The 7,130-nt window shown below is 58.6% G+C and carries 9 protein-coding genes and 1 pseudogene; 3 read left to right on the top strand and 7 right to left on the bottom strand.

Annotation, left to right across the window (positions count from 1 at the left end):
• Window positions 1-208: 208 nt before the first annotated feature.
• Window positions 209-505: pseudogene (locus Q8O29_RS08350) on the bottom strand (DUF5131 family protein); the annotation flags it as partial.
• A gap of 150 nt (window positions 506-655) precedes the next feature.
• Between Q8O29_RS08350 and Q8O29_RS08345 the strand changes: the two are divergent.
• The 3 genes from Q8O29_RS08345 to Q8O29_RS08335 are packed head-to-tail and all read left to right on the top strand — an operon-like array spanning window position 656 to window position 1,692.
• Window positions 656-1,234, top strand: coding sequence for a class I SAM-dependent methyltransferase (locus Q8O29_RS08345; RefSeq protein ID WP_305561730.1), 579 nt, complete (start codon window positions 656-658; stop codon window positions 1,232-1,234).
• A 41-nt stretch (window positions 1,235-1,275) separates the two neighbouring features.
• Entirely contained in the window at window positions 1,276-1,470 is a 195-nt protein-coding gene (locus Q8O29_RS08340) for a type II toxin-antitoxin system HicA family toxin (protein ID WP_305561728.1), read from the top strand.
• Window positions 1,471-1,479: 9 nt separating this feature from the next.
• The gene (locus Q8O29_RS08335) at window positions 1,480-1,692 is read left to right on the top strand and encodes a type II toxin-antitoxin system HicB family antitoxin (protein ID WP_305561726.1); all 213 of its coding nucleotides are present in this window, start codon (window positions 1,480-1,482) and stop codon (window positions 1,690-1,692) included.
• A 117-nt stretch (window positions 1,693-1,809) separates the two neighbouring features.
• Here the strand turns inward: Q8O29_RS08335 and Q8O29_RS08330 are convergent, their stop codons facing one another.
• The 6 genes from Q8O29_RS08330 to Q8O29_RS08305 all read right to left on the bottom strand — a co-directional run bounded on the left by Q8O29_RS08330 (window position 1,810) and on the right by Q8O29_RS08305 (window position 7,128).
• Window positions 1,810-2,937: a DSD1 family PLP-dependent enzyme gene (locus Q8O29_RS08330; protein WP_305561724.1), complete on the bottom strand. Its 1,128-nt coding sequence runs from the start codon at window positions 2,935-2,937 to the stop codon at window positions 1,810-1,812.
• A complete protein-coding gene (locus Q8O29_RS08325) occupies window positions 2,937-3,590 on the bottom strand; it encodes a histidine phosphatase family protein (RefSeq protein ID WP_305561739.1) in 654 nt (217 codons plus the stop codon). The genes Q8O29_RS08330 and Q8O29_RS08325 overlap by 1 nt, the downstream gene beginning before the upstream one ends.
• Before the next feature lie 190 nt (window positions 3,591-3,780).
• Window positions 3,781-4,410: a DUF4136 domain-containing protein gene (locus Q8O29_RS08320; protein ID WP_305561722.1), complete on the bottom strand. Its 630-nt coding sequence runs from the start codon at window positions 4,408-4,410 to the stop codon at window positions 3,781-3,783.
• Window positions 4,411-4,438: 28 nt separating this feature from the next.
• Window positions 4,439-5,368 carry a tRNA 2-thiocytidine(32) synthetase TtcA gene (gene ttcA, locus Q8O29_RS08315; RefSeq protein ID WP_305561720.1) on the bottom strand — a complete coding sequence of 310 codons (930 nt, stop codon included), beginning with the start codon at window positions 5,366-5,368 and terminating at the stop codon, window positions 4,439-4,441.
• Window positions 5,369-5,377: 9 nt separating this feature from the next.
• Window positions 5,378-5,986 (bottom strand): hypothetical protein, encoded by a 609-nt coding sequence (locus Q8O29_RS08310; RefSeq protein WP_305561718.1) that lies wholly within the window; start codon window positions 5,984-5,986, stop codon window positions 5,378-5,380.
• Window positions 5,983-7,128, bottom strand: coding sequence for an AAA family ATPase (locus Q8O29_RS08305; protein ID WP_305561716.1), 1,146 nt, complete (start codon window positions 7,126-7,128; stop codon window positions 5,983-5,985). The genes Q8O29_RS08310 and Q8O29_RS08305 overlap by 4 nt, the downstream gene beginning before the upstream one ends.
• Window positions 7,129-7,130 lie beyond the last annotated feature (2 nt).

Below are 7,130 nucleotides of genomic sequence, written 5' to 3'. Positions count from 1 at the left end.
TGACAAGTCTCCTTCAAAACCGGGGAATATTCCCCAGCTTGAAGGTTTCTCCTCAGACTCCCCGAACGCAAGCCACCCCTCAACAAAAACGCGGTGGTGGCCTGTGCGGACCCGCCACCGCGTAGCGGTTTAGTTCAACGATTAGCGTTTATCTGCCGCGGGAGGTGTTCATGGTTTCAATCAGCATTGCAGCGCGGCAGATAAACGCTAATCGTTTGCGGTGCGGAACGAGTGCTGGATTTTTCTCAAATACATCACCCATAGATGCGCAGAAAACGCGGCGCCTTATACCTTCATCGCGCGCTTCAGAATCCCACTTCAAGGGTTCTTTCCAGTGGGTCTCACTAAAAAATCGGCGCTCTGTGTTGACGCCCCAAACGTTTTCACCCAAGCGTTTAGCCCAAGTTTCGGCGTAGCAGTTATCGCAGGCCGCAGAAACCTTTACGCAGCCCCACCAAGGGTTGAATGTATGGTGCGTCCATTCGATTCGAGAGTCTTTTGCCATAATTGGCCCCAATATTACTGGTAATGCATACAGTGCGCAATGGCATGGACCCTGATGAAGGGCGCAGAGTGCTTTTGTGCATTTTCCCTCCGGATAATCCAGGTATTGGTTATCCCGCGACCTGCATCACGAAAGACGTCTGCCTCCACCATGTTTTCTGACCCCTGGCTCAAGCGCTGGCTACCGTTGGCCGTCACCCATGCCGGTGAAGGACCGGTGCTGGAGATTGGCTGCGGGCATGGTGACGATACAGCCGTACTTGCCGGTGCCGGCCTGCGTGTCACCGCCTTTGACCTCTCGCGGGCGGCGGTTGCGGTGGCGAAGGCGCGGGTGCCTTCTGCGACGGTCACGCGCAGGGACATCCGGGACCCTTTCCCGCTTGAAGCGCAGCAGGCCGGGCTGGTGGTGGCGAGTCTTTCCCTGCATTACTTCAGCTGGGAAGAGACCCAGTCAATTGTCCAGCGTGTGCGGGAGGTGTTGCGCCCGGGTGGCTTGTTGTTGTGCCGCCTGAACTCCACTGAAGACCATCACTTCGGGGCCAGCGGCCACCAGGAGATTGAGCCCAATTTCTATCTGGTGAACGGAGAGCCCAAGCGTTTCTTTGACGAAACTGCGATCGAACTGCTGTTGGCCACCGGTTGGCGGCGCCTGTCGCTTGAGCACTTCGTGACGCGCAAGTACATCAAGTCAAAGGCTTTGTGGGAGGTGGTGCTCGCCAGAGCCCCCTGACTCAGGTCAGCGCGCCGCGTCAGCTATGAGATGATCGGCTCATGCCGGTCAAAATCAAAGAGCTTTTGGTGATGATTCAAACCGACGGTTGGCAGTTGGTGCGCCAAAAAGGCAGCCATCGGCAGTTTCATCATCCTTCCAAATCTGGCACAGTGACGGTATCGGGAAAGCCCAGTGTTGATGTGCCGCCTGGAGCCTTGAACAGCGTGCTCAAGCAAGCAGGTTTGAAAAAATGAGGTTGTGAAATGCAATATCTGGTGATTGTTGAAAAAGGCCCGTCAAGCTTTGGTGCCTATGTGCCCGATCTACCTGGTTGCATCGCTGTGGGTGAATCCCGTACCGAAGTTACTCGGCTTATCCATGAAGCGATGGAGTTTCACGTTCAGGGACTGATTGAAGACGGTCAGCCAGTACCCCCGCCCTCCAGCCAAGCTGAACTGGTTGAATTGGCTGCATAAGGGGTCATTCCATCGGACCGCTACGCGTCCGCTTGCGCATACCCAGTTCCCCTTGCATGGCACAACTGGACAAAGAGGCCAGTCTTGGCCGCGAGGCCCCATCCGGCGCTGACCGTATCAGGTCAGCGCGCCTCTGGCATCCACCCTGATGATTTGTTCGACCTTGCCGTGTTGCAGGCCACCGCGCACACCGAGCAGGTGCTCGTGCAGGTTGACCGTCGGGTCGCAGTGGCCGGGAATCAGCCACACCGTTTCGCCGATGGCCGGCAGCACTGCGCCGCGCAGGATGCCGTGTTCGTCGCCGCCGTTGGCGTAGTCCAGCGCGAGGCCGTGCACCGCCGGCAGGCCGGAGTCGATGGCATGGCTTTTGTGGCCGGCGTCCACCACCGCATGGTCGGTGCAGCGACTCATGACCTGGCTTTTAACAAACAGCGCGTGTTCAAAGGACGGCTGCGCCGGGTCGTGTTCGTTGCTCGCGTAATCGCGGTCCATGAACAGGTAGGAGCCGGCTTGCAACTCGCCGTAGACGCCGCTGGCCGCTTCCAGCGAGAAGGTGCCGGTGCCCGCGCCTGTCACCAGCGGCACCTCAAAACCTGCCGCCTGCAGCGCCGCTTGTGTCGCCTGCACATGGGCGATGACCTGGGCGATGCCTTCTCGCCGCTCGGCCACCGTGCGGAAATGCTGGGCGCGGCCGTGGTAGGCCTGCAGGCCGCCGAGCTGCAACGCGGCATGCCTGGCGATCTCCGCCGCCAGCGGCACGGCGGCGTCGCCCGGCGCCAGGCCGCAGCGGCCGTGGCCGACATCAATCTCAATGAAGACGCGAATCACGCAGTGCTGTCCGTGCACCGCTTTTGCCAGCCGCTGCAGGCCTTCCAGGCTGTCCACCGCGATCGCCAGTTGTCCGCCCAGCGCTTCGAGTTCCCGCGCCAGCGCCACCAAGCGTTTGAGCTTGAAGGGCGAGACCACCTCGTTGCTGATGTAGATGTTGCTCACGCCCAGCGCGGCCAGTGCTTCGGCTTCCGATGTTTTTTGCACGCAGACACCAACTGCGCCATGGGCCATCTGCAGCTTGGCCAGGGTGGCGCTTTTGTGCATCTTGGCGTGGGGCCGCAGTTTGACGCCATGTTGCGCAGCAAAGGTCGCCATGGCTGCGAGGTTGCGCTCCATCGCGTCGAGGTCGATCACCAGCGCGGGCGTATCGATGTCGGCTGCGGGGCGGCCGAGGATGTCAGACAGCAAATACATCAGGTGCTCGTTTCGTCCAGGGGTTTGGCATCGACGTCAACGTCGAGGTGCTGGGTATCGGCCCAGCCGACCAGGGTGAAGCCGTCGGGTGTCCACAGCAGGCGGTTGATGGCCGCGTTGCCGAGGGCCCAGGTGCGCGGCGCCTGCAGCTCCAGCCTTGTCGCGGCGCGGTAAAGCACATCGAGTACGCCGCCATGGCCGACCATCACGATCAGCTCACCCGGATGCTGCGCGGCGAGAAGCTGCGCGGTGCTGACGACACGTTCGCGCAACTGCTTGAGCGACTCTCCGCCGCTGGGCGCAAAGTCCGGATCACGCGTGCGCCACAACATGGCCTGCTCGGGCAAAGCGGTTTCAATGTCGGCAAAGGTTTTGCCCTGGAACTCGCCGAAATGCCGCTCGCGCAGGCCAGGCTCGGGTGTCACCAGCACGCCGGTGGCGCGGCCGACATGCTGCGCGGTTTCAAAAGCGCGTCCGAGGTCGCTCGCGTAAATGGCAGTGATGGGCTCGCCGACAAGGGCCTGCGCCAGCCGACCGGCCTGCCAGCGCCCGGTGTCGTTGAGGGCGATGTCAAGCTGGCCCTGGATGCGCGTGTCCACATTCCAGGTGGTTTCGCCATGGCGGATCGCCAGCACGCGTGCCGCTTCACTCACTGCGTAGTCTCTCGAAATGCCGTCGATCAAGAAGCGCAGGAACCCTCTCCAAACCAGCCAGCGCCGCAGAACCGGCTCTGCCGGGCCGCAGGCGCAGCGCCCCTCTTCTTCGTGCAAGGGGCAGCGTACCGCCGTAGGCACGCGAAGCGACAAGCGTGGGGGTCGACATCTTTAACGTGGGGGCCAACATCTACCGGGGTATTTCGATACTGATCCGACGCGTTCCGACGGGCGGGACCGGGAAGTTGCGCAGGGCGGCGTCCAGCATGGTGGCAATCACCGGCCCGTCGTCGGCCCAGGGGTCTTCACTGAAGGCGCGGGTTTCATAGACGGCGGTGTTGCCGCGCAGTTCGCGGATCACCAGGGTCACGTCACGCCGGTACAGCGCTGGCTCCATGCCGCCACCGATCGGAATGCCAAAACCAAAACCAACGCTGCCGCCGCCCCCGCCAATGCCGCTCCCGATAAAGATGCTGGAGCCGCCGCCATAGGGATAACCGTAGCCGTCCCAGCGCGGGCGCAGCATGGGCTGGGTGGTGGCGCTGACCTGCACGCTGAAAGCGGCCACCTGCGGATTGTGCTGTAGCCCCACTTTGGCCAGGGCGGCCTGGGCCAGGCCTTCAAGCGCCGGCTGACGCGCATCGGGTGGTTGCTGCGAGGGCAGGCGCTCGAAACGGTAGCTGGCGCCCGGCGCCGGTGGCGTGGGCACCCAGCGGGCAAAACTCGTGACATCGCTGTTGACCAGCCGCGAACTGGCGCAGCCGCCCAACAGGCCAATCAGTGATGCTCCTAAAACAATAGCTGTCAGCGCTTGTTTCATAAGGCCTCCAGGCACAATTGCCTTGAAATTACTGAAGCGCCACCACGGCCAGACCGGGCCGCACCGGCGTAGAAAATTCTTCCTCGTCAAAGGCCTTGTCACCCTCCGGTTCCGGCATGCCGGTGCTGCGCAGGCCCTTGAAGTCGTGTTGCTTGCCGTCCATCAGGTGCGAGGGCACCACGTTCTGCAGCGAGCTGAACATGTTCTCCAGGCGGCCGGGAAACTTCTTGTCCCACTCGCGCAGCATGTTGCCCACCTGCACACGCTGCAGGTTCTGCTGGCTGCCGCACAGTGTGCACGGAATGATCGGGAAGTCGCGCACCTGGGCCCATTTGATCAGGTCTTTTTCGGTCACGTAGGCCATGGGCCGGATCACCACATGTTTGCCGGTGTCGCTGACCAGCTTGGGTGGCATGCCCTTGAGGCGCGAGGCGAAAAACATGTTCAGAAAAAAGGTCTGCAACATGTCGTCGCGGTGGTGGCCCAGCGCAATCTTGGTCGCACCCAGCTCTTCGGCCACACGGTACAAAATGCCGCGGCGCAGGCGCGAGCACAGCGAACACATGGTCTTGCCCTCGGGGATCACGCGTTTGACGATGCTGTAGGTGTCCTGGGTTTCGATGTGAAAAGGCACGCCCAGCGTTTCCAGGTATTGCGGCAGGATGTGATCCGGAAAACCGGGCTGCTTCTGGTCCAGGTTGACGGCAATCAGTTCAAAGTTGATGGGTGCACGCTTTTGCAGCTTGAGCAGGATGTCCAGCATGGCGTAGCTGTCCTTGCCACCCGACACGCAAACCATGACCTTGTCGCCTTCTTCAATCATGTTGAAGTCCACAATCGCGCGACCGACTTCGCGGCACAGGCGTTTTTCGAGCTTGTGTTCTTCACGCTCGATTTTGCTTTTTTCAGAGGAAGTCGCTGAAACTGCAGAGTTCTCTTCAATCCATCTTGCGTTCATTTTCTAATCCTAATTTAGAGGCATACGGTGAACCAATTCACGGAGACGAATTCGGGCTCTTTGTAGACTTTTTGATCGGAGGGCCGCACGTTCTGGACTCCATACCGTGGAAACTAAATGGCTAAGCCGCGCGTTGTAGCCTATGCCTTGGCTTGTGATCGCTCCGGCATCTGCGACCAATTCTTCCCGAATTTCCCGGCGCGCTTGCTTCGCGATAAGCCGGAGAAAATACTGCTTCGGATCTGGGAGCGAGTCTGGGTCCACTGGAAGCGATCCACGGCTTCCTACAATAGTTTTCAAAGCTTGATGATCTGCCAAGATCCAAGCCTCAATCTCCCGTACTGCAACACGCACAACAAGATTTTCAGATGGCTTGCGATTGCCAATCCAAGCCGCGCGTAATTCAGCTGGACAGACCGTTCTATCAAGGTCCGTTAACAAGAAAACGGGTTTTCTTTTGACCATCTCGCACCAACTATCCATCTTGGAGCGCAGGTAACCGGCCCCGTTTCTGCGAAGCAATGGCGCTGGCTCAAGTTTATAGCCCGCATCGATCAAAAGACGCTTGCCCACCGCCTCGCTCAGTTCATCCTCTGTAGCGAGAGCAACAAATGTCATTGCCACAATCCCAGCTGATTCACAGTTGTTGGGCGGGTCTTGGGAAGCACGACATCTGCCACACTCAGGCCCGCTTTGATATCAAGCGACTCGTCGGAGGTCACGGTTCGCGCTGTGGAGCCATCTTTGCTGGTTTCGAGCAATATGACACCTCGGCCGTCAATCCCCGGGTTGCTTAGTAGCGCTTCGCTGTGGGTGCTCAAAATAACCTGGCGGCGAACCTTCTTTGTACGTTGAAGGCGATTCAGCATCAAAGGTATCTCTTTGACGATGGCGTCATTCAAGGAAATTTCGGGCTCTTCAAGAAGAAGTAATGAGCTTCCTTCCTGTAGAGCCCAAAGCAAGCCCAGTAACCGCAAGGTACCATCCGAAAAATGCTCCTCTGACTGCCATCCGGCATTAGGTCGATGATGTTCATATTTCGCGTGCAAGTGCGGGTGTCCAAGAACATCGGTTCTAAAGTCGAGTTGTTTAAATTGCGGCACTGCCAGTGCCAATGCAATCTCGATCTTTCTCAGCCGGGCATTACGAGTTTTTTCGGGCGTCTTGGCTAAGCGCTCAAGAAAACCTTGTCCAAAAGGATCGTCCTCTAGTCGCTGTCCACCTATTTTGTCGGCGAACTTCAAGAGTTGAGGAACCAGATGAAGGTAGGTGGTTGCACCGAAAAATTCGACAAGTTCGCGAAACTTGGTATTCGTTTGAATTTGCTCCAAGTGCGTTTGGGTTAACAGCATCGGATCGCTTTTATCCTCCTTAGTAGGACGATCAATCAATAGCTTTCCGGCTTGCCATACCTGCTCTTTCGAAATGAGGACTTCCTTCGAACCCTTTCCTTCAAAACCCAAGATATACCGCCACAACGGTAAGCCATCTGCAGTTTCCGACAAGGTGACCTCAATTTGCACTCCAGGATCTTGTCGAGCGTGAAGACAGCGCAGCTTGGTCATGCCGCCCCTATCGGCGACAGCCTTTTGCAGCCCGCCACCCTGAGTTTTGCTTACATCACGCAAAAATCGAAATACATCAAGGATGTTCGATTTGCCTGAGGCGTTGGGCCCCAGCAAGAAAGAAACCTCCCGAAAAGGGATGTCCAAATTGCGGAAGTTACGCCAATTTTTGAGCACAAGACGTGTAATAAGCATAC

The sequence above is a fragment of the Polaromonas sp. genome, from assembly GCF_030689685.1.
Lineage (GTDB): Bacteria > Pseudomonadota > Gammaproteobacteria > Burkholderiales > Burkholderiaceae_C > Polaromonas.
Note: the sequence above shows the minus strand (reverse complement) of the source record. Positions and strands in the feature narration are given on the sequence as shown.